The organism is Caballeronia sp. INML2, from assembly GCF_023631365.1.
In the GTDB taxonomy this organism is placed as follows: domain Bacteria; phylum Pseudomonadota; class Gammaproteobacteria; order Burkholderiales; family Burkholderiaceae; genus Caballeronia; species Caballeronia turbans.
Map to the genome: position 1 here is coordinate 169,026 of NZ_JALQDH010000069.1, position 26,616 is coordinate 195,641.

Here is a 26,616-nt window from a genome sequence, read left to right on the forward strand (position 1 = left end):
CAACAGGTTGGATAAATAATCAACCCGATGGACACCGTCCCGGACGCGGGCTACGATCGGCTTTCCTTTCCCGCCGGTCATCCGCATTCATGCAAACCGCCAACGTCTCCTCCTTTTTGCCCGAAGATTTCGCCGATGCCGTGCTGATCGGCCGTGTCTGGCGTCCCGCGCCCGTGAACGGCCCCGCCGTCGTCGCCGTGCGCCGGGGCGAAGTGTTCGACATCACGCGCGCCGCGCCGACGACCGCCGACCTCTTCGATAACGCCGATGCGCTCGACATCGCCCGCAACGCTGAAGGCGAACATCTCGGCAACGTCCAGGACTTGCTGCAAGCGACGCTCCAGGGCGCCTCCGATGCCCCGCGCCTGCTCGCGCCGTGCGACGTGCAGGCCGTGAAAGCATGCGGCGTCACGTTCGCGGTGAGTCTGCTCGAACGCGTGATCGAGGAGCAGGCCGGCGGCGACGCGAGCCGCGCGCAGGAAGTACGCGACACGATCAACAAGCTGATCGGCGCGGATCTGTCGAAGATCAAGCCGGGTTCGGAAAGCGCGGCGAAGCTGAAGGCCGAACTGGAGCGACGCGGCGCGTGGTCGCAATACATGGAAGTCGGCATCGGACCGGACGCGGAGGTGTTTTCGAAGTCGCAGCCGATGTCGTCGGTCGGGTTCGGCGCGGACGTCGGCCTGTATCCCACATCGCAATGGAACAACCCGGAGCCGGAGATCGTGCTCGCGGTGAATGCGCGCGGCGAGATCGTCGGCGCGACGCTCGGCAACGACGTGAATCTGCGCGACATCGAAGGCCGCAGCGCGCTGCTGCTCGGCAAGGCGAAGGACAACAACGCGTCCTGCGCGATCGGCCCGTTCGTGCGGCTGTTCGACGAACGTTTCACCCTGGATTCGGTGCGCGCATCGAGCGTGTCGCTGCGCATCGAAGGCGCGGACGATGGCTTCGTGCTCGAAGGCGTCAGCCACATGAGCGAAATCAGCCGCGATCCGGCCGATCTCGTCACGCAGACGCACGGCGCGCATCATCAGTATCCGGACGGCTTCATGCTGTTTCTCGGCACGATGTTCTCGCCGATCAAGGATCGCGATACGGAAGGCGGCGGGTTCACGCATCATCTCGGCGACGTCGTGACGATTTCGACGCCCAGCCTCGGGGCGCTGGTGAATACGGTGAGGTTGTCGACCGAGATCGAACCGTGGACGTTCGGCGTGCGCGCGTTGTATCAGAGTCTCGCGGCGCGGGGCTTGTTGGGAAAGGCGGGCTGAGCGCGTCCGGAGCGCCTCACGACGCCCCGAACCGAAACCCCTTCGCCTGCGCCTTCGTCACCAGTTGAACCGGCGTCTCCATGTACGGCGACAAATCCCTTTGCCGCCGCTTCTCGAGCAACGCCTTCACCGCGACGTCCACGCCGAACACCGCCTGCCGCGCGCCGAACTGCTCGACTGTCGCGAGCAGGCGGCCGTCATCGAGCATCGGCTGCACGGCATCGATGTTGTTGTAGCCCGTCACCAGCACGCGGCCCTTCTTGCCGGCAATGCGAATCGCGTCGATGGCGCCCATCGCGATATTGTCGTTCGCGCAGAGCAGGCCCCGCACGTCCGGATGCGCATACAGCATCTGCAACGCGACCGACTTGCCGCTCGCCACGGTCCAGTCGCCGCTGGCCGTATCGGCGATACGCATGCCCGCCGCGTTCATCGTCTCTTTGAAGCCGAGCGTGCGCTGCCGCGCGTTGAGATCGTTCGACGGCCCCTCGATGATGCCGACCTCGTCGCCCGCCTTCAGCTTCGAGCCGAGATACGCGCCGACGAGCTTCGCCCCGCGCCGGCTGTCCGGCCCGACGAACGGAATCGTGATGTTCGCCGCTTCCTGGGCGGCTTCGTCGAATGGATTGTCGATCGCGATCACGATGATGCCCGCCGCGACGGCCTTCGCGGCCGCGGGCAGAAGCGCCTTCGAGTCCGCGGGCGCGATGACGATCGCGTTGACTTTCCCCTCGATGAGCGTTTCGACGATGTGCGCCTGCCCGGCCACGTCGTTGTCGGTGAGCGTGCCGTTCGTCGCGAGGTCGAGTTGCGATGCGTAATGCCGCTGGTAGTTCCGCGCGCCTTCGATCATCGACACGACGAACGGATCGTTCAGCGACTTCATGACGAGCGCGACGCTGGCCTTGTCCGACGCCGCGCGCACGTCGCGCGCAGGCGCAAACCCGCACGCGCTCAGGGCGCAAGCGGCAAGCAGGCGTCGGCGAACAAGGCTCGTCATGAACTGTTGAGACGGATGAAAACGTCCCATTGTAGACGCAGGCGCCGGGCCGCCGAACGCGGCCCCACCGCCGGCAAGGCCTGGGTTTCAGCGCGCCGCCGCTTCCACGAGCGCGGCCACGCCGCTGACGGGCTTCATCGCGTCGGCGTCGAGTCCATGGCGCGCGCGCAGATACTCCGTCGCGTTATAGGACAGCCACGCGCGGCCGTTGGCGTCTTCCCATGACAGCACCTTGAGGGGCAAATCGAGCGCGGCAGTCGGCACGGCCTGCATGAGCGGCGTACCCGCCTGCGGATTGCCGAACACGAGCAACTGGCTCGGCGGCATCGTGAGGCCGGCGCGCGCCGCGTCGCCGCTGAAGTCGATGCGCGCGAAGAGCATCAGACCGCGCGCGCGGATCAACGCTTCGAGCCTGTCGGCGGCCGCAACGGCTCCGTGCGCGCTCGCAATCGTGACGACACCGTTGTTGTCGAGCGGCCCTGTGGACGTCATTTTCAGCGCTTCGCCCGCCCGCTCCAGGCGAGCGCGACGAACGCCGTGCACAGCGCTTCCATGCCGAGCGCGTCTTCATCGTCGAAGCGGTTCGGCACGGGGCTGTCGACATCCCACACGCCGATCAGCGTGCCATCGCTCGCGACGAGCGGCACGACGATCTCCGAGCGAGACGCCGAATCGCACGCGATATGGCCCGGAAACGCATGCACATCCGGCACGACCTGCGTGCGCCGCTCACGCGCCGCCGTGCCGCAGACGCCGCGTCCGAGCGCGATGCGCACGCACGCCGGCTTGCCCTGAAACGGCCCGACGACGAGCTCCGCGCCATCGAAGAGATAAAAGCCGGCCCAGTTCAGATCGGGCAGCGTGTGATAGACGAGCGAGGAAAAATTTGCGGCATTGGCGATGAAGTCGTTTTCATCGGCGATGAGCGCGCGGGCTTGCTGCAGCAGGTCGTCGTATTGCGCGGCCTTGCTGGCGTGCGTAGCTTGGGAAAGCGAGAACATGACGCGGCGGAGAAAATGTCGAAAAGTGTCGCCGACGATAGCACATCGATCCACCCGCCGCTTCGCGGGCGCCGCTCACCGAAAGCTGGTTTCTGGTCACACGTAAGCTCGCCGGAAAGCTTCGGCGCGCGGCTTGGCACTGGCGATTGCATCGCCTAGTGTGGAAGCGCACCGGGTCCGCGATTTGCGGCGACCGGGCATCGCGCGTCATGCGATGGCCTCTTCAAAGCGTACTTAAAAAAGCAGCTCCGGGATTTCCCTTCTTTACTTCAAAGTGCTGCCAGTCTTAAATAAATCAACTTGATTTAATTAATGGCCGCGATTCGATGGCCGTCCTTCGGAGACAGCGCGTGAAATCCCCAAGCGGCAGAGGCAGCAACTCCGCGACCGTGCGCCGATACAACGAGCGGCTGCTTTTGCAGGCGCTTCGGCGCACCGAGCCGGCATCCAAAGCCGAGCTCGCGCGTCACGCGAATCTCACGAGCACGGCGGTCGGCAGCATCGTCGAGTCGCTCGAAAATGCGGGACTGATCGAATACACCGGGCGCCGTCTCGAAGGCCAGCGCGGCCAGCCCGCGTCGCTGATCCGGCTCGATCCGCGCGGCGCGTTCGGCATCGGCGTGCGGCTGGATCGCACGGGCATCGAGACCGTGCTCGTCAATTTCGCCGGCGACGTGCTCGCGCGCAGCGCACTCGATGCCGTGCTGCCGCATCCCTCAGAGGTGCTCGAGATCGTGCGGCGCGACATCGGGAAGATGCTCGACCTGCTCTCCGCCCCGGAGCGCGAGCGGCTGGCGGGCGTCGGCATCGCGCAGCCGTTCAATCTCGGAAGCTGGCTGCGCGAACTCGGCCTGCCCGCCGAAACCTTCCGCGCATGGGACGAAACCGATTTCGCCGATGAACTCAGCCGCGCGCTCTCACTGCCCGTCTTCAGCGAAAACGACGGTAACGCCGCCGCGACCGCCGAGCTTTTCTACGGGCACGGCCGACGCTGCGACGACTTCGTCTATCTGTTCCTCGGCTCGGCGATCGGCGGCGGCATCGCGATCAACGGCGACTGTCTGCGGGGCGCGTCGGGCAACGCGGGCGATATCGGCGTGATTCCCGTGCCGCCGAGCCGCCTGCCGTCCGCCCCGCAGCCCGCAGGCCAGTGGGACATCCTGCTGTCGCGGGCGTCGCTGAACGCGCTCGTGCGCCATCTCAACTACTGCGGCGCGGCCGCGGACAACCGCATCGACTTGCAGGCGTGCATCGAGCGGCATCTTCCCGCCGTCGACGAATGGATCGACGACTGCATCGAGGCGCTCGCGCCCGCCCTGCGCGCGACGCTCTGCGTGCTCGACGTGCCGATGGTCGTGATCGATGCCGACATCGACGGCGGCCTGCTCGACAAGCTCGTCAAGCGCCTCTCGACCACGCTCGCCGCCAACGCGCCCGAAGCGCGCGGCACCCCGACGCTCGTGCGCGGCTCCTTCGGCCCGGATGCGGGCGCGATCGGCGCGGCCACGCTGCCGATGTTCTTCAACTTCTCACCTCGCGCGGCCATTCGCCACGCGGGCATCAAAACGCAAGAGGTGAACCATGCCGCATGACCCTTCCAGCCGACCGCCGCTTCTCGAGATGCGCGGCATCAGCAAGACCTTTCCCGGCGTGCGCGCGCTCAACGACGTGCGTCTGTCCGTCTATCCCGGCGAAGTGCACTCGTTGATGGGCGAAAACGGCGCGGGCAAGTCCACGCTGATGAAAATCCTGTCGGGCGCCTATCAGGCCGATGCGGGCGGCCAGATTCTCATCGACGGCAAGCCGGTCACCATCGACGGGCCGCTCGCCGCGCGCGCGCTCGGTGTCGCCGTGATCTATCAGGAGCTGAGCCTCGCGCCGAATCTCTCCGTCGCGGAGAACATCCACGCGGGACGCGAGTTGCGGCGCGGCGGGCTGGTCGACCGCAAAGGCATGGAGCGCGGCTGCGAGGACGTGCTCAAGCGCCTCGGCGCGAGCTTCAAGCCGCACACGCTCGTCGGCGACCTGTCGATCGCGGAGCGGCAACTGGTCGAAATCGCACGCGCCGTGCATGCGCAGGCGCGCATCCTCGTGATGGACGAGCCGACCACGCCGCTTTCGTCGCGCGAAACAGACCGTCTTTTCGAGCTCGTGCGGCGGTTGCGCGAGGAAGGCATCGCGATCATCTACATCAGTCACCGGATGGCGGAGATCTACGAACTGTCGGATCGCGTCTCGGTGCTGCGCGACGGATCGTACGTCGGCACGCTGATGCGCGAAGATCTGTCCGCCGACAGCCTCGTGAAGATGATGGTCGGCCGCGACATCTCCGGTTTCTACAAGAAGCAGCACGCGCCCTACGATCCGGGCAACGTCGTGCTGTCCGTGCGCGATATCGCCGACAACAATCGCGTGAAGGGATGCAGCCTCGACCTGCACAAGGGCGAAGTGCTGGGCATCGCGGGGCTCGTCGGCGCGGGGCGCACGGAGCTTGCGCGCCTCATCTTCGGCGCGGAAGAAAAGACGCGCGGCGAAGTGTCGATGCACGGCAAGCCGGTGAAGCTGCGCACGCCGCGCGACGCGATCGACGCGGGGCTCGTCTATCTCACCGAAGACCGCAAGGGCCAGGGCCTCTTCCTCGACATGAGCGTGCGCGACAACATCAACATCACGGTCGCCGGGCGCGACGCGAAAGCCGGCGTGATGGATCTTCCGCGCGGCAACACGCGCGCAAAGGACGCGATCGCCGCACTCACCATCCGCGTGCCGAACATGCGCGTGAACGTGGGCGCGCTGTCGGGCGGCAATCAGCAGAAGGTGCTGCTGTCGCGTCTGCTCGAAACCAAGCCCGACGTGCTGATCCTCGACGAGCCGACGCGCGGCGTCGATATCGGCGCGAAGTCGGAGATTTATCGAATCATCAACGATCTCGCGCGCTCCGGCGTCGGCGTGATCGTCATCTCGAGCGAGCTGCCGGAAGTCATCGGCGTGGCGGACCGCGTGCTCGTGATGCGCGAAGGCGAAATCGCGGGCGAACTCGGCGGCCATTCCGGCACGCCGATCTCACAGGAAGGGATTATCGAACTGGCGACGGGCTCGAAGGTCGCGCTCGATCAGGCGGCTTGAGACACCAAGGGAATCGGAGAGAGACATGGCAAACACGACGAAACACCACGAAACGGGCAACGCGCCGGTTGCGAAGGCCGAGAGCACGACGCAACGGCAGAGCCGCATCGAGCATCGCGAACGCATGCAGGTGCTGATGCGCACCGCGGGCATGCTGCCCGTGCTGATCCTGCTGTGCATTGGCTTCGGCATCGTGACGGACGGCTTCTTCAGCTTCCAGAACCTGTCGATCGTCGCGCAGCAGGCATCGATCAACATCGTGCTCGCGGCGGGCATGACCTTCGTCATTCTGACGGGCGGCATCGATCTGTCGGTCGGCTCGGTGCTCTCGGCGGCGGCGGTCACCGCGCTGCTCGCATCGAATATTCCGGGCTGGGGATGGCTCGGCATTCCGGCGGCGCTCGCGGTCGGCCTCGGCTTCGGCGTCATCAACGGTCTGCTGATCGCGCTCCTGAGACTGCCGCCGTTCATCGTGACGCTCGGCTCGCTCACCGCGGTGCGCGGCATCGCGCGGCTCATCGGTCACGACACGACCATCTTCAATCCGCAACTGTCGTTCGCGTTCATCGGCAACGACACGCTCTTCGGCGTGCCCTGGCTCGTGATCATCGCGATTGCGGTTGTGATCGTGTCGTGGTTCGTGCTGCGCCGCACGGTGCTCGGCCTGCGCATTTATTCGGTCGGCGGCAATCCGGAAGCGGCGCGTCTTTCGGGTATCAAGGTGTGGGGCATCCAGCTCTTCGTCTACGCGATCTCGGGCTTGCTCGCCGGGCTCGGCGCCGTGATGTCGGCCGCACGCCTCTATGCCGCGAACGGCCTGCAGCTCGGCCAGTCGTACGAACTCGATGCGATCGCCGCGGTCATCCTCGGCGGCACGAGCTTCGTCGGCGGCGTGGGCTCGATCGTCGGCACGCTGGTCGGCGCGCTCATCATCGCGGTGCTGACGAACGGTCTCGTGCTGCTCGGCGTGTCGGATATCTGGCAGTACATCATCAAGGGCCTCGTGATCATCGGCGCGGTGGCGCTCGATCGTTACCGTCAACGCGGCTCGGCTCGCACCTGATTTCCGCTATTCGGGCGCATTCGGGTCCGCGTGCGCCCGCCCTCGAAAAAAGGACCAACTGGAGACAACAAACATGCGCAAACACAATAAGCTTTTCGCCAGCGTCGCACTCGCTCTCGGTTTTACCCTGTCGCTATCCGCGCACGCCGCCGACAAGCAACTGAAATCCGTCGGCATCACGGTCGGCTCGCTCGGCAACCCGTACTTCGTCACCATCTCGAGGGGCGCGGAAGCGAAGGCCAAGGCGATCAACCCGAATGCCAAGGTGCAGGCGGTGTCGTCGGACTACGACATGAACAAGCAGTTCACGCAGATCGACAACTTCATCTCGGCTCACGTCGATCTGATTCTGCTGAACGCCGTCGATCCGAAAGCGATCGAGCCGGCCGTGAAGAAGGCGCAGAAGGCGGGCATCGTCGTGATCGCGGTCGACGTCGCGGCGGCGGGCGCGGACGCAACCGTGCAGACCAACAACGTGCAGGCCGGCGAAATCTCCTGCGATTTTCTGGCGAAGAAGCTCAACGGCAAGGGCAACGTCGTGATCGAGAACGGGCCGCAGGTGTCGGCGGTGATCGATCGCGTGAACGGCTGCAAGTCCGTGCTCGCGAAGAATCCGGGCATCAAGATCCTGTCCGACGATCAGGACGCGAAAGGCTCGCGCGAAGGCGGCATGAACGCGATGCAGGGATATCTCACGCGCTTCCCCAAACTCGACGGCGTGTTCGCTATCAACGATCCGCAAGCGATCGGCACGGACCTCGCGGCGAAGCAGCTGCACCGGAACAACATCGTGATCACCTCGGTCGACGGCGCGCCCGATATCGAGACGGCGCTCAAGTCCGACACGATGGTCCAGGCATCGGCGAGTCAGGATCCGTGGGCGATGGCGCAGCAGGCGGTGAGCGTAGGCTATGACCTCATGAACGGCAAGAAGCCGAGCAACACGACGATTCTCTTGCCGTCCACGCTCGTCACGCGGGAGAACGTCGGCAGCTACAAGGGCTGGTCGTCGCCGCGCTAAGGCATCGACATCTGATCGGCACGACTCGCAGCGCGCTCGGCGTGTCCGGCGCGCTCGACCGGTCCACCGCGATCAGGCGCTTGCGCGCCACGTCCACCGCGACGCCCCGCGGCGCTTCGAAACCGTCGGCGACGACCGTCGACCGGCCGCGTTTCGAGAAGCTCGATCTTGCCGCATTGCGCGACTTCGCGTGCGATGATCATTTCCGCAGCGTCGCTGCGGCCCGGTCATCTGTGGCGCGACCTCGGCCTCTTTTGACGCGACGACGTCACCGGCATGCTCGCGCGTCACTATCCCGATCTCATCGCACGCAACGTCGCGAACCTGCGCTGGAAGAAGTGTCTCGTGCGGCAAGTCGCGCTCGCGAGAGTCGCCGCGCCGACATGGGCGCCGGGCTGTCCCGGATGCGAGGATTTCGCCTTTTGCTATCCGCACAACCGATAACACCGGCGCCGCCGCAATGAAACGCCCGTCCGATTTCCTTCGTGTATTCTCTCGGGCATGGCGACAACCCTCAAAACGACGGAACGCGCGAAGGAGACGGGCACGGCGGGTCAGCCGGCCGAAGTTCGCTTTCGCATGCGCATCACGAAAGGCGAAACGATCGCCATTGGGCCGGGCAAGATTTCGCTGCTGGAAGCGGTGCGCAAGCACGGCTCGATATCGGCGGCAGCGCGCAGTCTCGACATGTCGTACCGGCGCGCGTGGTTGCTCATCGACGAACTCAATCGTTCGCTCAAAACGCCCGCGACCATTTCCGAACAAGGCGGCCAAAGCGGCGGCGGCTGCGTGCTAACGCCGGTCGGCGAGAGCATCATCCGGCTTTATCGCGATGTCGAAACGCAGGCGCAAGCGGCCTGCGCCGCGCAGATTGAATCGCTCACGCAGTTGCTCAAGCCCTGACCGTGTCACAGGCAGAACGCCGACGGCGGCGGTGCGCTCGCGTGCGTGTTCTGCGCGCTCGCGCCTGGCCGCGCGACGAACTCCACGAAGCATCCCGCGCGCAGGCTCCGGACAGGGCGTATCCTACGACTTCGGCGCGCCGGCCCGGCCCGCAAAGCCGCATCCGCGAAACACGCAACGCCTGACGTTTCCAATCGCGAGAAATCGCCCACAAGGAGAATCTGAATGGCCAGGGTTGAAGTCAAGGTTCCGCAGCTTTCCGAATCCGTCACCGAAGCGACGATGTTGCCGTGGAAGAAGAAAGCGGGCGACGCGGTGACGCAAGACGAAATCCTCGTCGAACTGGAAACGGACAAGGTGGTGCTCGAAGTGCCCGCGCCCGCCGCCGGCACGCTTGCGGAAGTGGTGAAGAAGGAAGGCGACATCGTGCACGCCGACGAACTGCTCGCGATCATCGATACGGAAGCGAAGGCGTCCGCCGCTGCACCCGCCCCCGCACCGGAAAAGCCCGCCGTTCAACCCGCGCAGGCGAGCGCCGCCGCGCCCGCCCCCGCCGCCGCTTCAGACCAGAAGGCCGACTTCGATGTCATCGTTATCGGCTCCGGCCCCGGCGGCTATATCGCCGCGATCCGCGCCGCGCAGCTCGGCCGCAAGGTCGCGTGCGTCGAGGAATGGATCAACCACGCCGGCAAGCCCAAGCTCGGCGGAACGTGCCTGAACGTCGGCTGCATTCCGTCGAAGGCGCTGCTCGCATCGAGCGAGCAATTCGAGAAGGCCCAACTGCATTTCGGCGATCTCGGCATCACGATGGACAACCTTGCCGTCGACGTCGACAAGATGGTCGGGCGCAAGGAAGCGATCGTCGAGAAGATCACGGGCGGCGTCGAGTTCCTGTTTCGCAAGAACAAGATCACGTGGCTCAAAGGTCACGGCAAGCTCGCGGGCAAAGACGGCGCCAACTTCAAGATCGACGTGAGCGGCGACGGCAAGAGCGAAAGCCACACCGCGCAACACGTGATCATCGCGACGGGCTCGAAGGCGCGTCATCTGCCGAACGTGCCGGTCGACAACAAGATCGTCTCCGACAACGAAGGCGCGCTCGCTTTCACCTCGGTGCCGAAGAAGCTCGCCGTGATCGGCGCGGGCGTGATCGGGCTGGAGCTCGGCTCCGTGTGGCGCAGGCTCGGCGCGGAAGTGACGATTCTCGAAGCGCTGCCCGAATTTCTCGGCACGACCGATGCCGCGCTGCAAAAGGAAGCCGCGAAGCTCTTCAAGAAGCAAGGTCTGACGATTCACCTCGGCGTGAAAATCGGCGGCGTGCAGACGACGGATTCGAGCGTCTCCATTTCCTACGAGGACAAGGACGGCAATGCGCAGACGCTGGAGGCGGACCGCCTGATCGTGTCGATCGGCCGCGTGCCGAACACGGACGATCTCGGCCTCGATTCCATCGGCCTGTCAGCCGACGAACGCGGCTTCATTCCCGTCGACGGTCATTGCGCGACGAAAGTCCCGAACGTCTACGCGATCGGCGATGTGGTGCGCGGCCCGATGCTCGCGCACAAAGCCGAAGACGAAGGCGTGCTGGTGGCGGAGATCATCGACGGTCAGAAGCCGCACATCGACTACAACTGCATTCCGTGGGTGATCTACACGCATCCGGAAATCGCGTGGGTCGGGCAGACGGAGCAGGCGCTGAAGGCCGAAGGCCGCGCGATCAAGGCCGGCCAGTTCCCGATGCTCGCGAACGGCCGCGCGATGGGTATCGGCGAGACGGACGGCTTCATCAAGATCATCGCCGATGCGAAAACCGACGAAATTCTCGGCGTGCACATCATCTCGGCAAACGCGTCGGACCTGATCGCCGAAGCGGTCGTGGCGATGGAATTCAAGGCGGCGAGCGAGGATATCGGGCGCATTTGCCATCCGCATCCGTCGTTGTCGGAAGTGATGCGCGAGGCCGCGCTCGCCGTCGACAAGCGCGCCCTGAATATTTAGACGCGCCTCGGCATCCACACGCGCAGCAGCGAGTAAAGCCGGTCGATGTCGATCGGCTTCGCCAGATAATCGCTCGCGCCCGCCGCGAGACATTGCTCCTGATCGTCCTTCATCGCCTTCGCCGTGATCGCGATGATCGGCAGCTTCCTGAAACGCGCGTCCTCGCGGATGTGCCGTGTCGCTTCGAGTCCGTCCATGCCGGGCATCATCACGTCCATCAGCACGACGTCGATGTCGGGATGCTTGTCGAGCGCTTCGATCGCCTCGAAGCCGTTGCGGCCGATATCCACCTTCAGCCCCTGATGCTCCAGCGCGCTCGATAGCGAGAAGATGTTGCGGATATCGTCATCGACGAGCAGCACGCGGCGGCCATCGAGCACGCGATCGCGCGCGCGCGAGACGTGCAGCATCGCCTGGCGATCCGCCGACAAGTCCGTTTCGACCTTGTGCAGGAACAGCGTCACCTCGTCGAGCAACCGCTCCGGCGAGCGCGCGCCCTTGATGATGATCGACTGCGAGTAGCGCATGAGTTCCGCTTCCTCGTCGTGCGTGAGGTTGCGCCCCGTGTAGACGATCACCGGCGGGAACGAATACGCGTCGATGCCGGCCATCTGCCGCAGCAGGTCGCCGCCGTGCATGTCGGGCAGCTTCAGGTCGATGATCATGCAGTCGAAAATCGTCGTCTTCAGCAGTTCGAGCGCCTCGCGGCCGAACTCGACCGGCGTGATTTCCACATCCGTATCGCTGATCAGCTCGACGATGCTCTGACGCTGCCGCGCATCGTCCTCGACGAGCAGCACGCGCTTGATTTTCTGGCTGCTCTTCTCTTCGAGCCGCTGGAAGATCGCCGTCAGTTGCTCGCGCGTGGTGGGCTTCACCGCGTGACCGATCGCGCCGAGATGTAGCGCGGCCTCGCTTCTGTCCGATGCCGACACGACATGCACCGGAATGTGCCGCGTCTTCGGATTCGCCTTGAGTTCCTGCAATACCACGAGCCCCGAGCGATCCGGCAGGCCGATGTCGAGCAGGATTGCCTTCGGGGCGCTGTCCTGCGCGAGCTTGAGCGCCTCGCTCGCCGTCCCGCTCACGATGCAGCGATAACCCAGTTCGTGCGCGAGATCGAGCAGCACCTGCGCGAAGTCCGGTTCGTCTTCAACGACGAGAACGAGGCGGCGGCCGGGGGCGGAGTCGGTGCGATCGTCGTCGATGACGTGGACCACTTCGATCGGCTCCCCGGCCGGCGCAGGTTCGTCGATGGCGGCCGGCGCCTGCTCGACCGCAACCGGCAACGCGCCCGCGCCGTAAGCGACGGGCATCGTCAGCGTGAACGTGCTGCCGGTGCCCTGCGCGCTGCGCACTGCGATATCGCCGCCGAGCAGATGCGCAAGGCTGCGCGAAATCGACAGGCCGAGACCCGTGCCGCCGTAATGGCGGCTCGTGGTTCCGTCGGCTTGCTGGAACGCTTCGAAGATCGCTTCGAGCTGGTCCGGTGCGATGCCGATGCCCGTGTCCGTCACGACGAACTGCACCGTGGCCCTGTCTGCTGTTCCGCCCGCGCGCTTGAGCGTGAGCGACACCGTGCCCGCATCCGTGAATTTCAGCGCGTTCGACAGCAGGTTCCTCAGGATCTGCTCGAGGCGCCGGAAATCGGTCGTGAGCGTCGGGTATTCATCGATCTCATTGCGAAGCTCGAGCCTGAGCCTCTTCTGCCGGGCGAGCGGCTCGAACGTGCGCGAGAGCGTGTCCATGATCCGCTGCAAGGGCACCTCTTCGATATGCAGATCGAGCTTGCCCGCCTCGACCTTCGAGAGATCGAGAATATCGTTGATGAGATTGAGCAGATCGTTGCCGGCGGAATAGATCGTCTGCGCGTACTTGATCTGATCGTTCGTAAGATTGCCGGCCTTGTTCTCGGCGAGCAGCTTCGCGAGAATCAACGAACTGTTGAGCGGCGTGCGCAGTTCGTGCGACATGTTCGCGAGGAACTCCGACTTGTAGCGGCTCGCGCGCTGCAGCGCTTCGGCGCGCGTTTCCAGTTCGCCCTGCGCGGCATTGAGCGCGACGTTGCGTTCGTCGAGCACGCGCGCCTGTTCCGCGAGCTGATCGTTCGTCTGCTCGAGCTCCGCCTTCTGATTCGCGAGATAAGCCTGCGCCTGCGAAAGCGCCGTCGTCTGCTGCTCGAGTTCCTCGTTGGTCGTGCGCAGTTCTTCCTGCTGCATCTGCAGCTCTTCATTCAACTGCTGCGTTTCTTCGAGCACACGCTGCAGACGCTCGCGATACTGCGCCGCCTCGACGTAATCACCGACATTGCCCGCGATCGTCTTCAGGAACTGCTGGTCGCGCTCGGTCAGCGCGTGCATCGCACCGAGTTCGATGGCGCCGTTCGCCTGGCCTTCGTTTTCGATCGGCACGATGACGAGACTGACGGGCACGCTCGCGCCGAGCGCCGAGGTCACCTTCCAGTAGCCGGCGGGCACATCGTGCATGCTCGTCAGCTTGCGCGCGTGCACCGCCTGTCCGACGAGGCTCTTCACGCCCGCAAGCGAGTCCGGCACCGGCGCGCTGTCGGGATCGAAGCCGAAGCTCGCGGTGCGCTTCAATGCGCCATCGCCTTCGCGCACGTAGAACGCGCCCATCGATACCTTCAGATAGTCTGCGAGAAAATCGAGAATCGTCTGGCAAAGCTGAGCGAGCGATTGCTGGCCGATCACTTTTTCCGCGAGCTGCGTCTGCCCTTCCTTCAGCCACGCCTGCTCCTGCAGCGCGCGCGTCTGGCGCTCCTGTTCGCCGATCGCCGCACTGAAGGCATTGGAAAGCTGCATCAGCTCGCGCCTGCCGAAGATCGCCAGAATCGCGGACAACGTCAAACTCAGAAACAGAAATACGGCGACGGTGATGGTCGTCAGTTGCTTCGCGGACTCCACGCGCTGCAGCCGCAACGTCTGTTCGATGTTGAGAAACGCGGCGAGCTCGCGCTCGGTCTCCGCGCGTTCGCCCGAGCCGCGTCCCGCGCGCACGAGTGCGAATGAATCCTGGGCGTGGCGGCGCGCGTCGATCAAGTTGTCGGCGACCTTGTCCCATTGCGCCTGCAACGCGCGGATGCGAATCAGGCGGTCGACTTGCGGTGCGTTATCGGAGACGAGACCGGCGAGCGTGTCGATATCCGCGACGAGCTTCGGCTTCGCGGTTTCGTAGGGCGCGAGAAACGCTTCGTCGCCGGTGATGAGATAGCCGCGTATCGCGCTCTCCTTCTCGCTGACGAGGCGGCCGATTTCCTGCGCGTTGCCGATCACGCGCTCGGAATGCTCGACCCAGTTGATCCCCGACAGCAGATACAGCACGAGCACGACGAACGCGATCGCCGTGACGACACCGGTGCCGAGCGGCAGTGCGATGTTGCGAAAGAGAATGCGACGAAAACTGGCCTCGTCGACACCAGACCGCGATGGCATAGACAGCTCCGAATAAGCGTGAACGTCGCGCCGGCCGATGTCTCGAAGCAGCGCCCATGACCGCGACGATCGCGAAAGTTGTAGTTCTTGTTTCAGCCGCTGCGCATCATAACCGGTTCGGCTTCGCCGCGTGGCGGGCCTCGGACGGTGCGCGGCGGGTTAGCACTGTATCGCTTTTCGGCACGTTCGTTCGGATACTTTCAGCTCGCTGAACGTTTGAACGTACCGCCTTACAATGACGCGGCGGCATTCGGCATACGTGTCGCCGCGGCCACGAGGACGGCATCATCGGCCCGGGAAGTGATTGCTGGTTGCTTGTTGATCAACCTATCTTTGGAGAGGAATATGAAAGCAACGCTTGGCAGCAGACTCGCCGTCTCGTTGATGGTGTCCGCTTTCGGCCTGACGATTGCGCCGCTCGTGAGCGCGCAGGATAACGCCGCGACGACCGCCACCGGCACGACGCAGACCGCGCCAGCCACGAAGGCGGAGAAAAAGGCCGCACGCAAGCAGGCACGCGCGAAGAAGAACGCGGAGTTGAAGAAGCTGGAAGATGCGGGCTACAACCCTGCGAAGCGCGACGACGCGAATTATCCGCAGGACATTCAGAACGCGCAGAAGAAGGCCGGCATCGGGGCGGGCGCGAGTCAGTAGGTTTCTTTTGTGAAGCCGCCTCGGTTATCGGCGCTCGGCGATCGAGGCGGCGTATCGCGCGATACATCGTCGGAGAAGCGCTCGCCGGCTTGCCTGTCAAGGCGTCTTCTTGAATGAAGCCCTGGAAAACCGTGCGTCCGCGGGCAGCGTCAGTGTGCCGTTTTCGATGTTGCCCGACCGAAGACGCGGCATCGGATCGCTCATATCGAGCGGCAGCCGCAGCGCGTGCTCGGGACAGCCACGCCGCGTCGAGCCGATGCTTCCCGGCTGGTCGAGGCGGCCCGAGAATTCGTTGCAGCCGTCGAAGCCTTGAATTGCTTGTCCTTCGATCGTGAAGCGGGGCAGCGCTTTCTCGTCTGTCGACGAAGGCGCGATCAGTTTCCAGCTTCCCTGCAAGTCGGCGACGTTCAACGGCTCTGCGATCGACGCCGTGCTCCATAAGAACGCCCCAGCGATCAGCCATGTCTTCGGGAGCCGCGGCATCGCGTCCTCCTGTCGTCGAGGTAAAGAGACGATGGCCCGTCGTCCGTTCGAACCGGCGAGCCACCGAAGCCGAGGCTAGTTGCAATATCCCTGCGACGCGAACGTACCGCCGCCGGGCGCCGCACCGCTGCACAGCGTATTCAGCAGCGATGCGATATTGCCCGAACCGTAATTGCCATACGTGGCGTTCGGATACTGCGTGTTCTGACGGAACTGCGACGCATAGTTATCCTTGGGCGCGTTCGGATCGGACGATCCCCACGATGTCACGCCGATGATCGCGAGATTCGACGAATTGCCCACCACGGCGCCGCCGGAGAGAACCGCATCGCGTGCCCGGAAGTTCACGATCCACGGTCCGCCGCTTGCGCCGCCCGTGAGATTGCTGCCCTGCCAGAGTTGCGATGCGCCGCTGACCGTCGTCGTGTAGGTCGGGCCATCGGTGCGCTGCATGATCGCGCCGCTGTCGAGCAACGCGGGATAGCCGAAGGTCGTCACGGCCGCCGTCTGAAGATTGCCGGTTTTCGACGACGATATGAAGGAATAGTTGTTCCAGCCATAGTTCAGATATCCGGTGATGTCGCCGATGAATTGATTCGATGCGTTCTTCGCTATCGCGATCACCGCGATATCGTTGTTGCGCGCCGAACCCGATCCGGTGTCAGTGCCGTTCGCCCATGTCGATGGCCGCACGAGCCCGGCCCAGGTCCATCTGCCATAAGGCGCGATCTGCGCTGCGGTGGCTCCGGAAGCGCCGTAATGTCCCGGGATGAACTGCCAGCCCGAGAAGAGCGAGCTCCCGCTGCCGAACCCCTGGACGCAGTGCGCTGCCGTAACGATGACGCTTCTGCGAATCAGGCTCGCGGTGCAATATCCCGCGGAGAACGTGAGCTTGCCGATCGCGCGATAGGGATAGGTCGTGCTGAGGTAATTCGCGCTCGTGGTGCCGGAGGCGCTTTGATTGCCGTCCTGCACGCGGCCGGTGGTATAGGGGATGCCGAAATCGCCATATGCTCTCGTCTGCGCATTGCTCACGATGCCGCTTTGCGTGTTCACGCCCGCCGCATAAGGTTCCGGACCGGTGTTCGGGACAATCGTGGATGTGTCCGGAGGCAGAAGTACGTTGACGACCGGCTTGAGACTCGATACATCCGTCATCGCGGCGCGCGAGGCGGCAGGATTCGTATTCACGATGACTTCATCTTCCGCATGTGCAACGTTTGCGCTCACTATCGACAGCGCGACAACCGCTGTCACCTCCACGCAGGCGACTCGTTTCGATCTTTGCATGACACCCTCCGGTTGATGAATACGATGTGTCTGATGAACATCGACTTTTCGTTGTTTGGTATTCCTAATTCTTATGAACATGTCCGTGGTCTGATTCGTCAGATGCTTGCGGGTGTCATTGCTTACGTCGAATGGAGATGACCCGGGTTCCGGCGCGCGCTTAACTTGGACGAATTCAAACGCATGCCGTGCAATCGATCAGGAAAGCGAACAATAAATAACTCTAGTTCAAATTCTCGCCGATCTCGATCTGGTCTTTCGTCAGCGGATAGTGTCGGCGTCCTTCCGTCGTCTGACCGGTCGCGCGTTTGCTTTTGATCCGCGCGGGCATGGTCCGATTGGATATGCGGTTCACTGCACAGAGCTCGCTTGACGACAGCCTTTCCATACAGATAGCCTACACGCAGGCTATAAACAGCTTTCGAAACGAAATCAGCGACAAGCCCCTTCTGCGCGGCTTCCGGATCAGGCTGCTTCTTCGACGCTCGACGCGGACGGTCGCAACGGCCGTCATTCCCGGTCATGACTTCGGCGAGCCAGATCGCGACGGGCGCACATATTCCGGCGCTCGCAATCGGCCGCAAACGTTCTCTGCGCGTTCGCGCACGGCGTGAAACGACGACGCCCTCGCCTCCGGTTGCGTACCGCACAGAACGCTACGTACAGCCTGTCATTCTTGCCCCACATCGCGTTTGACTCTCCAGGTGGACGCGTGGCGAAGAAACACTTCAAGGGGCACAGATGAGTAATCCTAAAAAATTCAAATTCAATACCGCAATCAAGCTCAGCGTGATCGTGATCGCGGCGGCCATGTCGAATCTCGCGTCGGCGCAAACGGCGGGGAATCCTTGCAGCAACCAGACTTCAGAGGGGTGTGTGCTGATCGGCCCCAGTGCCGTAATGACGGTTGCAGCGACGGACTCGTCGACGAGCGTAGCGCCGTCGACGACACCGACGGTCGATACGGTGTCGGCCGTCGTGCCTTTGCTCGAGGGCGGCCGCGGCGGACAGGGATCGCCCGGTGCGGGCTCGAGCGGCGGAAATTCCAGCGGGTCTGGCTCAGGCAGCGGTTCCGGGACAGGCACCGGCTCGGGACAGGGTTCGGCCAGCAGCGGTCCGGGCTCGACGGCGGGCGCTGGCGGCACGAACTCGGGCGGCGGAGGCAAGGGAACGGGATCGACCGGGAGCGGCAACGGCAGCTCGGGCCCGGGTGGTGGCGATTCCGGCGGCGGTGATTCGGGAGGAGACACCGGCGGCGATGGTCACGGACATGGTCATGGGCACGGTCACGGTCACGGCGATGGTGACGGCGATGGCGATGGTCACGGCCACGGGCATGGTCACGGCGATGGTGACGGCGATGGTCATGGTCATGGTCACGGCGACGGTGACGGCGATGGTCATGGACATGGTCATGGCGACGGTGATGGCGATGGTCATGGACATGGTCACGGCGACGGTGATGGCGATGGTCATGGCCATGGACATGGTCACGGCGACGGTGACGGCGATGGTCATGGACATGGTCACGGCGGCGGTGACGGCGATGGCGATGGTCACGGCCACGGGCACGGTCACGGCGATGGCCATGGCGACGGTCATGGTGATGGCCACGGCGACGGTCACGGTGATGGCCATGGGGACGGCCATGGTCATGGCGACGGTGACGGGGGACACGGCCATGGTGGAGTCGGCCACGGCGACGGCGGACACGGCGACGGCGGCCACGGCGACGGCGGACACGGCGACGGTGGCCACGGTGATGGCGGTCATGGCGACGGTGGCCACGGCGACGGTGGTCACGGAAATGGCTCGGCTGGTGGTCATGGCAGCGGTCACGGCGGTGGCGACGGCGGCGGTGGTGGCAACGGCGGCGGCCATGGTGGTGGTGGCAACGGCAACGGCGGCGGCGGCGGCAACGGCGGTGGCGGTGGCGGTAACGGCGGCGGCCATGGTGGCGCCGGCAACGGCAGTGGCGGCAACGGCGGTGGCGGCCATGGTGGTGGCGGTAACGGCGGTGGCGGTGGCAACGGTGGCAACGGTGGCAACGGTGGCGGCCATGGTGGTGGCGGTAACGGTGGAGGCGGCGGTAACGGCGGCGGCCATGGTGGTGGCGGCAACGGTGGCGGCGGTAACGGCGGCGGCGGTAACGGCGGCGGCGGCCATGGTGGCGGCGGTAACGGTGGCGGCGGCAACGGTGGCGGCGGTAACGGCGGCGGCGGTAACGGCGGCGGCGGTAACGGCGGCGGCGGTAACGGTGGCGGCGGCCATGGTGGTGGCGGTAACGGTGGCGGCGGCCATGGTGGCAACGGCAGCGGCGGCAACGGCAACGGCAGCGGCGGCAACGGCAGCGGCGGCAACGGCAATGGCGGCAACGGCGGCGGCGGCCATGGCGGCGGCGGTCACGGCGGTGGCGGCAACGGTGGCGGCGGCCACGGCGGCCGTTAATCAAGCAGTGCAAGGAAGAACCGATGCCCTTCGCCGGGCATCGGTTTTTTTTCATCGATCAGCGAGACGGACCGTTACCCGCATCCGGACCACGATGAGCAGGATCATCACGACGCGCGCGGACTATCCCCTCCTCACGCGCGAGAAAGGACCCCGCCATGCACGCTCGTATCCTCGACCTGAACGGCCGCGTCGCCCTGGTGACCGGCGGCTCACGCGGCATTGGCCGCGCGATTTCGCTCGCCCTTGCGTCTTGCGGCGCGTCCGTAGCGGTCAACTATCGCCAGCGCGATAACGAAGCCGCCGATGTCATCGCGGAAATCGAACGCATCGGCGGCCGCGCGATCGCGGTACGCGCCGACGTATCGCTCAGCGGCGAGGTCGACGCGATGATCGCCGACGTCGAGCAACGCATCGGCCCTATCGACATACTCGTGAACAACGCCGGCACCGCGACGATGATCGACATCGACGATCTCACCGAGGCTGAATTCGACCGCACGCTCGCCGTCAATCTGAAGTCGGCGTTTCTGTGCACGCAGGCCGTGCTGCGCGGGATGCGCGCGCGGCGCTGGGGCCGCGTCGTCAATCTGTCATCGGCGGCGGCCCGCGGGCCGGGTCTCGTGGGCATCCATTACAACGCATCGAAGGCTGGTCTCGAAGGCCTGACGCGCGGCTATGCAGGCCGGCTCGCGCGCGACGGCATCACCGTCAACGCCGTTGCGCCCGGGCCGATCGACACCGAAATGGCCGGGCCGCTCAAGGCATCGAACGTCGCCCAGAGGCTGCCCGTCGGCCGGCTGGGAGAAGCGAGCGAAGTCGCGGATGTCGTGATGATGGTCATTGGCAATGCATTCATCACCGGGCAGACGATACCCGTCAACGGCGGCGCGAGCTTCATCTGATCGATGAGGACTGAAGGCTCGCGCGATGATGTTCCAGCGGATGGGGGATGCGAACGTCGATCGGCCGCTCCGGATTTGGAACGGTTCACCAAAAAGATCGATCGGCTTCGAACCAAGCGCGCCGCTAGCCCAGCGGCGGGGCGGCTGCGGGCGCACCGCTGTGCGTGACGACTCCCTTGACGCCCGGCGCATTCTCGGCCGCCACGCGAATGGCGTTCGCTTCATCCTCGCTCATGACACGCGTCCACAGATGCACGGTCCCGTTCTCCACGATGATGTTCTCCCGAGGCAGCGCCCAGGGATGGTCCGCCATTGCGGCGAGAACCGCCTCGCGAATCGAGTGATCGCTGATATCGGCATCGACGGGTAGTTCAGGCGCCATCGTCACGAGCGCCCGGATCAGATTCGCGCGGCTCACGACGCCGACGACCTTGCCGTCGCGCATCACAGGCACGCGCTTGATGCGCTTGCGTTCTAGCAACTCGGCAATGTCGGCGACGGGACACGTTTCGGTCACGGTGGCGACATCGGTGCTCATCACATCCCTGACCTTGCGCGCGTGCTCCTTGACGTACTGGCTCGCCAGTTCACGTGTCGATGCCACCAGTTCGAGCCACCACGCGCGCTGCCTGGCGCCGGTCCCGATCTCCGCGCGATGCATCAGATCGCCCTCCGTGACGATGCCGAGCAGCTTGCCGTCCTCGTCGATCACGGGCATCCCGCTGATGCCCGCGAATACCATCGTTCCTGCGGCCTGGCGCACGGACATGTCGGGCGTCGCGGAAACGATCGATGTCGTCATGATGTCGGCAGCTCGCACGTTCATCTCCCCAGGGCAGACAACAGCGTTCTGAATCAGAGCGATGACGCCAGCGGCGCACGCCCATCGTGGTCCGGCGCGTGATGCGATTCCGCATCCGGAGTCTTTTGGAAGATACAACAGATCGGGCTGCAGTTCATGCATTCGGCCAGACCATAAAAAATCTCTAGCGGCGATACACCGCCAAAGACGACCAGACGAATCTCCACTCGTACGAAGTAATTTTTTCTGCCACGGTGAAGCAACGAAAGATTTTTTTACTTTGACAGGATTTACATTCATCTCATAAGACGATAACCTTGCTGCCGTTAGTCAGGTTTTCGGCAACGCTTGCCGATGTTACGCAGAGACCCGATATTTTCGGCAAGTCTGACCGAAACTGCGCAAACGTCACCTAACACCAGACGACGCCGCCTTCGAACTGAGCTCGCTTGTCATTTCGTAAGGCCCAAGCGGGCAATCGCAAACGTTTGCCCGACTCCGCCATCCGGAGCGCTTGCTGTACTGCGCACTGGACCAGCTAAGTGATTCCGTGCCGTTCGGCTTTGCTCCTCAGCGCCTCAATTTTGGCGTCGGGCAGGCGGATTTGGCCTTGGTGCGTAGTTCGGAGGCCTAATTAATGCCACCCGAACGCAGCGCGGATAGCGCGATACACACTGTGAACCACTGAGCAGGTCCAGCAGCGTCCCGGATTTTACGAGCCTTACGCTACTCAATTAGCCATGCTAACTGTAATGACGAATCGAAATCACACCTCTGCCCGCACCTACAACTTTTTCTCGGCGCGCAAGGCCGCGGCAATCGCGACAGCGGTTCTCACGAGTGTGCTGCTCGCCGCCTGCGGAGGCGGCGGTGACAGCGCCCTCGACGACGCAACCGCAAAGAGCGCCGCGCCCGAATCGACGGCCAAGGCCGCGACCAGCACGTCCATCTTCTACGGCGCCAACGGCCGGAACACGAACGGTGGCGCGTACGACACGACGCCCGTAGCGACGCAGCTCGCGCAACTGAAGGACATCGGCGCGACGATCTATCGTAACGACGTGTACAGCCTGAGCTCGGCGAAGGTCATCGCGAAGATGGCGCAAACGATGGCAGCCAGCGGCGTGACCGTGTACCCCGTGATCCTGCTCGGCACCGGCTTCAATTCCGAGCAGGACGCGTACAACGCAGCCTACACGCTCGGCCAACAGGTTGCGGGAACATACAAGTACAAGTACTACGAAGTCGGCAACGAACTCGAGGCGCAAGCGCTCAACGGCAACGTCGACGGCACGAGCTGGACGCACTACAGGAACCAGCCTTACGTCCTCGCGCGCGGCGTGATTCGTGGCCTGATCGCGGGCGTCAAGTCGGTGGACGGTTCGGCGAAGATCGTCGTGAACGGCACTTGGCTGCACTACGCCTTCTTCCAGATGCTGATGGACGGCTCGCAGCCTGACGGCACCCGCGGCCACCCGACCGTCAGCTGGGACGTCACCGCGTGGCACTGGTACTCGAACCAGGGCAACATGACGCGCGCATGCGGCGGCACGGGTTGTTACGACATGCTGGGCGTGCTCCATTCGTTCGGCAAGCCGGTGTGGATCAACGAATTCGGCGTGCGTCCGAACTACGGCACCGATCAGCAGATCGCGAATTACATGGCCGGCAATACGATGATGGCGCAGTTCCAGAGCGTTGCATCGAAGTACAACATTCAGTCGATCCAGGCGTTCGAACTCTATGACGACAACGAAGGCGACTTCGGTCTGATGAAGTCGGACGGCCAGACGACGAAGGCCGCTTACTGGGCGTACAAGAACTTCGTGGCCGGCCACCCGATGTAAGTTGCGCGGGGTTCCGTCACCCCGTCGAATAGTTTTCTCGCCTCTTCCGGCATCTCTTCACGAGCGACCCATTGTGGTCGCTCGTGGCGTTTCAGGCCCTGAAATCAGGCACTTTTCCCGACGACGCCGTTCTGCGCTTATCGGCGCGACGATATGACTGGTATTCAGTCGCAGCGCCTTGTCGGCGAATGCGGTCCGCCCTAACCTGCAAGAGAGCCAGCCCTTCCGATAGCTGCGGGTCGGCCATTCCCATGCGATCCATACACCGCCTGGTCTTGCCGTTGCGCAAGACGCAGGCCCTATTGGAGAAGATATGCGCGCCAATCTGCAATCCGTCATCGAACGAGACGAGTCATTCGCCGGCATGCCCCGAAGTACGCCGGTCGCTATCGACGATCGCGTGCGATCCATACTTTATTGCGGTGGAACAGGCGCCGCATCGATCGTGGAAATCGCGAGGCGGCTTGCATCGGCGGGGCGCAAATTCGAGGTGCACAACTTCGTGCAATCGGCCGACCGCGCGGCTCTGCTCGAAGAATTCGACGCGCTGCGCGAGCACGGCAAGGTCTATCATCATTTCGACCTGCCGGATGACCTATCCGCGCAAACGAGCGCCTTCGCCATGAGTCCGACTCACGCAAGCACGCAGATCTACTGCAGCGGGCCGCCCGCTTTCATGGATCGGGTCGAGCGTCAGGCGCGCGACTGGGTGTACGCGGCCAACATTCACAAGATCGGTCTCGACGACCGAGCCGCTTAGTTTGAGAACAGCGCCGGATCGAGACCCAGCGCCTCAGCCAGTTCTCGCGGCGATCGCACGACCTGTGCTTGCGCGGGGAACAGCGCGGCGCCTTCATCGTCGAAAGGCCACGCCAGAACACGCATATGCGCGGCGATTGCGGCACGCGCGCCGGTCGGGCTATCTTCCACGGCGATCACTTCTTCGGGGGCCAGACGTAGCAGCCAGGCTGCGCGCTCGTATGGCTCGGGGCTCGGCTTGCCGTTGCGCACATCGTTGACGCTGATGGTCACGAGCGATGGCTCTTCGATGCCGAGCGCGCGCAGATTCGCTTCGAGCAGCATGCGCGATGCGTTCGACACGATTGCCTGCGTGATGCCCGCGGCTTTCGCGGCGCGATACACGTCGAGCGCGCCGGGGCGCGGCACGAGCGCGGGCGCACCGTCGAGATAGGCGCGTGCGCGAAACGCGGACCAGTCCGCGTAATCCACCGATAAGCCGAAGCGCTCACAACACAGTGCATGCACTTCGCGTCCGGTCTTCCCGAAGATGAGCGGATGCATCTCTTCGCCCGCCTCCACGCCATGACGCGCGAGCGCCGCGATCAGCGTGCGCAAATGAAGCGACTCGCTTTCCGCGAGCGTGCCGTCCATGTCCCACAAAATGGCTTTGATCAAAGCTTGATTCGTCCTTGTCGTTCGGTTGAGTCCGAGTGCGGTAAGGGCGCAGCCTATCACGACGCCATCGGCTCGCGCGTGGCATGCATGAGCTCGTCGAGCAGGCAAAGCCGATCGCGCGACGCTGATGTCGACTGAAGAATCGCTTAGCCGCGCGCGGCGTTCTCAGGCACGCAACTGAACGAAACGGTCGACGTCTGTTCTTCGAGGGAGCGCACGCCGCTCGTCGCTTCGGACTTGATCGCGACGCGCTGCGAGCGTTGCTTGCAGTAATCCACAGCGGCATCCATCGCCGCGTTGCGCGCGGTCACCCACGACATGCGCGTGCCTGTCGCCTTGCCGGTCACCGTGTAAGTGTTGGGTTGCGCACCGGCCGTGACGCCGTTGGTCGTGCCGCATGCGACAAGCAGACAGGCGAGCAAGAGCGCACCGAGCGCGCGCGGCGTCGAGCGCATTGATCTTAAGTAAGAGAACATGCTTGCGGATCGTGAAAATTGAGATACCGCCCGAATGGTACAAGCGCCTGCGATTTTCTTCACAAATCACAGGGCAGGCGCGATGTATTCGAGTCCGGCGCAAGCGGCCACGCGAGCTTTCCTGCGCGCATTTTCACGATCGACCGCGTGTGCGATCGGTTGTTCCCGTTCAAGCCTGAGCGATACGATCCAGCAAGCGCTGCAGGCGCGAATGCTGAGAGGGCGCGAGCCCCGGCGTGGCGATCGCCTGCACGACGCGTCCGCGCCAGTATGTCTTGGAGAAGAGCGAATTCGCGCCTTCGAGGCTCAGCACTTGCTCGAGATGGTCGATCGCCGAATCGAGATGACCGACGCTATAGAGAGGCATGCGTGCGCGGATGTCGTTCATGGCGCGGTCTGTCGGAGAGCGAAGCTTTCGGATGAGGATTTGATTCGATGCGCGACGTCGTGACGAACACGCGCCGCGCAAGGACTGACGTTCTATCGATGCACACGCAGGCGTCAGCTCATGTGCTGGCCGCCGTTGATCGCGATGTTCGAGCCGGTGACGAAGCCGGCGTCGTCGGAGCACAGGAACGCGACGAGCGCGGCGACTTCTTCGGGCTTGCCCAGACGGCCTGCCGGAATCTGCGGAAGAATCTTCGTATCGAGAATCTCCTGCGGGATCGCGGTCACCATCTTGGTCGCGAGATAGCCTGGCGAGATCGTGTTCACGGTGACGCCCTTCTTCGCGACTTCGAGCGCGAGGGACTTCGTGAAGCCGTGCATGCCGGCTTTCGCGGCCGCGTAGTTCGTCTGGCCGATCTGACCTTTCGAGCCGTTCACCGACGAAATATTGATGATGCGGCCAAAGCCGCGCGACACCATTTCTTCGCAGACCGGCTTGGTCATGTTGAAGACCGAGTCGAGATTGGTGCGCAGCACGGCGTCCCAGTTCACCTTTGTCATCTTTTTGAAGGTCGTGTCCTGGGTGATGCCGGCGTTGTTCACGAGGATATCGATCGGGCCGACTTCGGCCTGGATCTTCGCCACGCAGTGCTGGGCGGAATCATAGTCGGCGACGTCCACGCCGTACGCGCGGAAGTTGTAGCCCTGGCGATCCATGCTCGCGAGCCACTCGCCGACCTTTGCGTTGCCCGGCGAATGCGTCACGACGACCGCGTAACCGGCGTCGTGCAGCTTGATGCTGATGGCTTCGCCAAGGCCGCCCATGCCGCCCGTCACCAATGCGATGCGCTTAGTCATTCAGATACTCCTCGTCAATTTCTCTCAGGTTAATGAAGCTCGGAATGGCACCGGCGCTGCGAGCTCGCCTCGACGCTTATAGTGTGTGGAGGTCGCGTCGGGCCTCGTGTTCTGCGCCGGTGTACTTGCTTTCGTTACAGACGTTCCACCGCCAGCGCCACACCCATGCCGCCGCCGATGCACAGCGACGCCAGGCCCTTCTTCGCATCGCG

General features: G+C 64.1%; 24 protein-coding genes and 1 pseudogene. 12 read left to right on the plus strand and 13 right to left on the minus strand.

Features of this window, described 5'->3' with window-relative positions; translation table 11 throughout:
- Window positions 1-89 precede the first annotated feature (89 nt).
- Window positions 90-1,274: a fumarylacetoacetate hydrolase family protein gene (locus NCT32_RS24300; RefSeq protein ID WP_061119242.1), complete on the plus strand. Its 1,185-nt coding sequence runs from the start codon at window positions 90-92 to the stop codon at window positions 1,272-1,274.
- Between the two features lie 16 nt (window positions 1,275-1,290).
- On the opposite strand, the gene NCT32_RS24305 is transcribed toward NCT32_RS24300, so the two are convergent.
- From NCT32_RS24305 to NCT32_RS24315, 3 genes are all read right to left on the minus strand, one after another.
- On the minus strand, window positions 1,291-2,274 hold the full coding sequence (locus NCT32_RS24305; RefSeq protein WP_061119243.1) for a substrate-binding domain-containing protein: 984 nt from the start codon (window positions 2,272-2,274) through the stop codon (window positions 1,291-1,293).
- Between the two features lie 87 nt (window positions 2,275-2,361).
- Window positions 2,362-2,766, minus strand: a complete 405-nt coding sequence (locus tag NCT32_RS24310) for a DUF302 domain-containing protein (RefSeq protein ID WP_061119274.1) — start codon at window positions 2,764-2,766, stop codon at window positions 2,362-2,364.
- Between the two features lie 2 nt (window positions 2,767-2,768).
- Complete coding sequence (locus tag NCT32_RS24315) at window positions 2,769-3,275, minus strand: GAF domain-containing protein (RefSeq protein ID WP_061119244.1); 507 nt, start codon at window positions 3,273-3,275, stop codon at window positions 2,769-2,771.
- 350 nt (window positions 3,276-3,625) lie between these two features.
- Here NCT32_RS24315 and NCT32_RS24320 point away from each other — a divergent pair, with 350 nt between their 5' ends.
- From NCT32_RS24320 to lpdA, 7 genes and pseudogenes are all read left to right on the plus strand, one after another.
- Complete coding sequence (locus tag NCT32_RS24320) at window positions 3,626-4,867, plus strand: ROK family transcriptional regulator (RefSeq protein WP_250477752.1); 1,242 nt, start codon at window positions 3,626-3,628, stop codon at window positions 4,865-4,867.
- Window positions 4,857-6,401, plus strand: a complete 1,545-nt coding sequence (locus NCT32_RS24325) for a sugar ABC transporter ATP-binding protein (RefSeq protein ID WP_061119246.1) — start codon at window positions 4,857-4,859, stop codon at window positions 6,399-6,401. The genes NCT32_RS24320 and NCT32_RS24325 overlap by 11 nt, the downstream gene beginning before the upstream one ends.
- A gap of 25 nt (window positions 6,402-6,426) precedes the next feature.
- Window positions 6,427-7,464: an ABC transporter permease subunit gene (locus NCT32_RS24330; RefSeq protein WP_061119247.1), complete on the plus strand. Its 1,038-nt coding sequence runs from the start codon at window positions 6,427-6,429 to the stop codon at window positions 7,462-7,464.
- 73 nt (window positions 7,465-7,537) lie between these two features.
- Window positions 7,538-8,485, plus strand: a complete 948-nt coding sequence (locus NCT32_RS24335) for an ABC transporter substrate-binding protein (protein ID WP_061119248.1) — start codon at window positions 7,538-7,540, stop codon at window positions 8,483-8,485.
- Window positions 8,486-8,755: 270 nt separating this feature from the next.
- A pseudogene (locus NCT32_RS24340) lies at window positions 8,756-8,929 on the plus strand (nitrogen fixation protein NifQ); the annotation flags it as partial.
- A 57-nt stretch (window positions 8,930-8,986) separates the two neighbouring features.
- Window positions 8,987-9,388 (plus strand): winged helix-turn-helix domain-containing protein, encoded by a 402-nt coding sequence (locus NCT32_RS24345; RefSeq protein ID WP_061119249.1) that lies wholly within the window; start codon window positions 8,987-8,989, stop codon window positions 9,386-9,388.
- A gap of 225 nt (window positions 9,389-9,613) precedes the next feature.
- On the plus strand, window positions 9,614-11,386 hold the full coding sequence (gene lpdA / locus NCT32_RS24350; protein ID WP_086961242.1) for a dihydrolipoyl dehydrogenase: 1,773 nt from the start codon (window positions 9,614-9,616) through the stop codon (window positions 11,384-11,386).
- Here lpdA and NCT32_RS24355 read toward each other — a convergent pair.
- Window positions 11,383-14,838, minus strand: coding sequence for a response regulator (locus NCT32_RS24355; RefSeq protein ID WP_061119250.1), 3,456 nt, complete (start codon window positions 14,836-14,838; stop codon window positions 11,383-11,385). The genes lpdA and NCT32_RS24355 overlap by 4 nt on opposite strands.
- Window positions 14,839-15,183: 345 nt before the next feature.
- Between NCT32_RS24355 and NCT32_RS24360 the strand changes: the two genes are divergently transcribed.
- Window positions 15,184-15,492 carry a DUF4148 domain-containing protein gene (locus tag NCT32_RS24360; RefSeq protein ID WP_061119251.1) on the plus strand — a complete coding sequence of 103 codons (309 nt, stop codon included), beginning with the start codon at window positions 15,184-15,186 and terminating at the stop codon, window positions 15,490-15,492.
- A 96-nt stretch (window positions 15,493-15,588) separates the two neighbouring features.
- Here NCT32_RS24360 and NCT32_RS24365 read toward each other — a convergent pair whose 3' ends face one another.
- The 4 genes from NCT32_RS24365 to NCT32_RS24380 form a co-directional block, all read right to left on the minus strand.
- Window positions 15,589-15,975, minus strand: coding sequence for an META domain-containing protein (locus NCT32_RS24365; RefSeq protein WP_061119252.1), 387 nt, complete (start codon window positions 15,973-15,975; stop codon window positions 15,589-15,591).
- 75 nt (window positions 15,976-16,050) lie between these two features.
- On the minus strand, window positions 16,051-17,265 hold the full coding sequence (locus NCT32_RS24370; protein ID WP_250490599.1) for a serine protease: 1,215 nt from the start codon (window positions 17,263-17,265) through the stop codon (window positions 16,051-16,053).
- 728 nt (window positions 17,266-17,993) lie between these two features.
- Window positions 17,994-18,350 (minus strand): hypothetical protein, encoded by a 357-nt coding sequence (locus tag NCT32_RS24375; protein WP_250477754.1) that lies wholly within the window; start codon window positions 18,348-18,350, stop codon window positions 17,994-17,996.
- Entirely contained in the window at window positions 18,325-19,701 is a 1,377-nt protein-coding gene (locus NCT32_RS24380; protein ID WP_250490600.1) for a hypothetical protein, read from the minus strand. The genes NCT32_RS24375 and NCT32_RS24380 overlap by 26 nt, the downstream gene beginning before the upstream one ends.
- A gap of 170 nt (window positions 19,702-19,871) precedes the next feature.
- On the opposite strand from NCT32_RS24380, the gene NCT32_RS24385 reads away from it, so the two are divergent.
- Entirely contained in the window at window positions 19,872-20,618 is a 747-nt protein-coding gene (locus NCT32_RS24385) for an SDR family NAD(P)-dependent oxidoreductase (RefSeq protein ID WP_061121955.1), read from the plus strand.
- A gap of 124 nt (window positions 20,619-20,742) precedes the next feature.
- Here the strand turns inward: NCT32_RS24385 and NCT32_RS24390 are convergent, their stop codons facing one another.
- Window positions 20,743-21,420 carry a CBS domain-containing protein gene (locus NCT32_RS24390; protein ID WP_250490601.1) on the minus strand — a complete coding sequence of 226 codons (678 nt, stop codon included), beginning with the start codon at window positions 21,418-21,420 and terminating at the stop codon, window positions 20,743-20,745.
- Window positions 21,421-22,172: 752 nt separating this feature from the next.
- On the opposite strand from NCT32_RS24390, the gene NCT32_RS24395 reads away from it, so the two are divergent.
- Together NCT32_RS24395 and NCT32_RS24400 are read left to right on the plus strand one after the other, a co-directional pair.
- Complete coding sequence (locus NCT32_RS24395) at window positions 22,173-23,267, plus strand: glycosyl hydrolase (protein WP_061121956.1); 1,095 nt, start codon at window positions 22,173-22,175, stop codon at window positions 23,265-23,267.
- Window positions 23,268-23,580: 313 nt separating this feature from the next.
- The gene (locus NCT32_RS24400; protein ID WP_250490602.1) at window positions 23,581-24,027 is read left to right on the plus strand and encodes a hypothetical protein; all 447 of its coding nucleotides are present in this window, start codon (window positions 23,581-23,583) and stop codon (window positions 24,025-24,027) included.
- On the opposite strand, the gene NCT32_RS24405 is transcribed toward NCT32_RS24400, so the two are convergent.
- The 4 genes from NCT32_RS24405 to phbB all read right to left on the minus strand — a co-directional run bounded on the left by NCT32_RS24405 (window position 24,024) and on the right by phbB (window position 26,404).
- Entirely contained in the window at window positions 24,024-24,683 is a 660-nt protein-coding gene (locus NCT32_RS24405) for an HAD family phosphatase (protein WP_061121957.1), read from the minus strand. The two genes, NCT32_RS24400 and NCT32_RS24405, sit on opposite strands and share 4 nt — an antisense overlap.
- A gap of 146 nt (window positions 24,684-24,829) precedes the next feature.
- On the minus strand, window positions 24,830-25,159 hold the full coding sequence (locus NCT32_RS24410) for a hypothetical protein (RefSeq protein WP_061121958.1): 330 nt from the start codon (window positions 25,157-25,159) through the stop codon (window positions 24,830-24,832).
- 169 nt (window positions 25,160-25,328) lie between these two features.
- Window positions 25,329-25,547 carry a hypothetical protein gene (locus tag NCT32_RS24415; protein ID WP_061121959.1) on the minus strand — a complete coding sequence of 73 codons (219 nt, stop codon included), beginning with the start codon at window positions 25,545-25,547 and terminating at the stop codon, window positions 25,329-25,331.
- A gap of 113 nt (window positions 25,548-25,660) precedes the next feature.
- A complete protein-coding gene (gene phbB, locus NCT32_RS24420) occupies window positions 25,661-26,404 on the minus strand; it encodes an acetoacetyl-CoA reductase (protein WP_061121960.1) in 744 nt (247 codons plus the stop codon).
- Window positions 26,405-26,616: the final 212 nt, after the last annotated feature.

What these genes read in the sequence shown, in the direction of transcription:
- NCT32_RS24300 (WP_061119242.1), top strand. Translation starts at nt 90, where the DNA reads ATGCAAACCGCCAACGTCTCCTCCTTTTTGCCCGAAGATTTCGCCGAT.
- NCT32_RS24305 (WP_061119243.1), bottom strand. Translation starts at nt 2,274, where the DNA reads ATGACGAGCCTTGTTCGCCGACGCCTGCTTGCCGCTTGCGCCCTGAGC.
- NCT32_RS24310 (WP_061119274.1), bottom strand. Translation starts at nt 2,766, where the DNA reads ATGACGTCCACAGGGCCGCTCGACAACAACGGTGTCGTCACGATTGCG.
- NCT32_RS24315 (WP_061119244.1), bottom strand. Translation starts at nt 3,275, where the DNA reads ATGTTCTCGCTTTCCCAAGCTACGCACGCCAGCAAGGCCGCGCAATAC.
- NCT32_RS24325 (WP_061119246.1), top strand. Translation starts at nt 4,857, where the DNA reads ATGCCGCATGACCCTTCCAGCCGACCGCCGCTTCTCGAGATGCGCGGC.
- NCT32_RS24330 (WP_061119247.1), top strand. Translation starts at nt 6,427, where the DNA reads ATGGCAAACACGACGAAACACCACGAAACGGGCAACGCGCCGGTTGCG.
- NCT32_RS24335 (WP_061119248.1), top strand. Translation starts at nt 7,538, where the DNA reads ATGCGCAAACACAATAAGCTTTTCGCCAGCGTCGCACTCGCTCTCGGT.
- NCT32_RS24345 (WP_061119249.1), top strand. Translation starts at nt 8,987, where the DNA reads ATGGCGACAACCCTCAAAACGACGGAACGCGCGAAGGAGACGGGCACG.
- lpdA (WP_086961242.1), top strand. Translation starts at nt 9,614, where the DNA reads ATGGCCAGGGTTGAAGTCAAGGTTCCGCAGCTTTCCGAATCCGTCACC.
- NCT32_RS24355 (WP_061119250.1), bottom strand. Translation starts at nt 14,838, where the DNA reads ATGCCATCGCGGTCTGGTGTCGACGAGGCCAGTTTTCGTCGCATTCTC.
- NCT32_RS24360 (WP_061119251.1), top strand. Translation starts at nt 15,184, where the DNA reads ATGAAAGCAACGCTTGGCAGCAGACTCGCCGTCTCGTTGATGGTGTCC.
- NCT32_RS24365 (WP_061119252.1), bottom strand. Translation starts at nt 15,975, where the DNA reads ATGCCGCGGCTCCCGAAGACATGGCTGATCGCTGGGGCGTTCTTATGG.
- NCT32_RS24370 (WP_250490599.1), bottom strand. Translation starts at nt 17,265, where the DNA reads ATGCAAAGATCGAAACGAGTCGCCTGCGTGGAGGTGACAGCGGTTGTC.
- NCT32_RS24385 (WP_061121955.1), top strand. Translation starts at nt 19,872, where the DNA reads ATGCACGCTCGTATCCTCGACCTGAACGGCCGCGTCGCCCTGGTGACC.
- NCT32_RS24390 (WP_250490601.1), bottom strand. Translation starts at nt 21,420, where the DNA reads ATGACGACATCGATCGTTTCCGCGACGCCCGACATGTCCGTGCGCCAG.
- NCT32_RS24395 (WP_061121956.1), top strand. Translation starts at nt 22,173, where the DNA reads ATGACGAATCGAAATCACACCTCTGCCCGCACCTACAACTTTTTCTCG.
- NCT32_RS24400 (WP_250490602.1), top strand. Translation starts at nt 23,581, where the DNA reads ATGCGCGCCAATCTGCAATCCGTCATCGAACGAGACGAGTCATTCGCC.
- NCT32_RS24410 (WP_061121958.1), bottom strand. Translation starts at nt 25,159, where the DNA reads ATGTTCTCTTACTTAAGATCAATGCGCTCGACGCCGCGCGCGCTCGGT.
- NCT32_RS24415 (WP_061121959.1), bottom strand. Translation starts at nt 25,547, where the DNA reads ATGAACGACATCCGCGCACGCATGCCTCTCTATAGCGTCGGTCATCTC.
- phbB (WP_061121960.1), bottom strand. Translation starts at nt 26,404, where the DNA reads ATGACTAAGCGCATCGCATTGGTGACGGGCGGCATGGGCGGCCTTGGC.